Annotated in this window: 1 protein-coding gene and 1 pseudogene; both read left to right on the forward strand. The window is 50.0% G+C overall.

Translation table 11 applies throughout. The features are described from left to right. The coding region (locus tag D3D02_RS19285; protein ID WP_147435762.1) for a M48 family metallopeptidase at positions 1–125 on the forward strand (125 nt) is incomplete at its 5' end. A 55-nt stretch (positions 126–180) separates the two neighbouring features. Beyond that, a pseudogene (locus D3D02_RS19290) lies at positions 181–482 on the forward strand (hypothetical protein); the annotation flags it as partial.

Here is a 482-nt window from a genome sequence, read left to right on the forward strand (position 1 = left end):
AACTCGCTCACTTCAAGCACGACGAGCACTCAGATGCATTCTGGAATACCGTCGGGACGCTGGTTCCCGACTATCGCAAAAGGCGTGAGTGGCTCCGCATTAAGGGTGGTCCTCTTACTGTATAACTCCAGTAGTCGCAATGCATAGCTTTTTCATCTTCGCAGGTGGTTGTTCTACCTAATGAGCGAGTCCAATGTCGAGAAGGGTATTCTCGAAGCGTTTCGACGTGGGCTCAAAAGGGCGGTGAGCGACGCCCAGGGCGTCAATTGGAATGGTGTTGATTCGATTAAAGAGCACAAACTGTTGCTTATGGGGATCCGGAATTTCCCCGAGGTCCAAGACCACGTTACTATTCAGTGGTACTTGGACGGTGATATGCTCCCCCATCTTGACGATCAACCAGGTCCGATTCAGACAAACGCTGGTGTTTCGAGTGGGCCAATACCTGAAGTAGATGAAATTAAAGAGTTCTATGCGGAAGA

It is taken from the genome of Halobellus sp. Atlit-38R (assembly GCF_003665925.1).
In the GTDB taxonomy this organism is placed as follows: Archaea; Halobacteriota; Halobacteria; order Halobacteriales; family Haloferacaceae; genus Haloquadratum; species Haloquadratum inordinatus.